Raw genomic sequence first — 265 nt, 5'->3', positions numbered from 1 at the left:
TGAATGTTACGGGAGTAGTAGCGATAGCAAATGGAGGAACGAATGCGACAAATAGTACAGATGCGAGAACGAATTTAGGATTAGGTAATATAGATAATACGAGCGATGTTAATAAGCCTGTCAGTACGGCCCAGCAAACGGCATTAAATTTAAAGGCGAACCTTATATCACCGGTGTTTACGGGAACACCATCACTACCTACAGGAACAATAGCTGTAACACAAGGTGCGAGTGATGCATCCACTGCAATCGCAACTACTGCCTT

Annotated in this window: 1 protein-coding gene; it reads left to right on the top strand. The window is 43.4% G+C overall.

Features of this window, described 5'->3' with window-relative positions; translation table 11 throughout:
- Window positions 1-265 (top strand): hypothetical protein (locus ACST14_RS10985; RefSeq protein WP_459463486.1); only part of this gene is annotated, 265 nt, incomplete at both ends.

Source organism: Aquirufa sp. A-Brett2-15D (genome assembly GCF_054558735.1).
The sequence above is the reverse complement of the archived record's forward strand: the minus strand, read 5'-3'. Positions and strand labels throughout refer to the sequence as shown.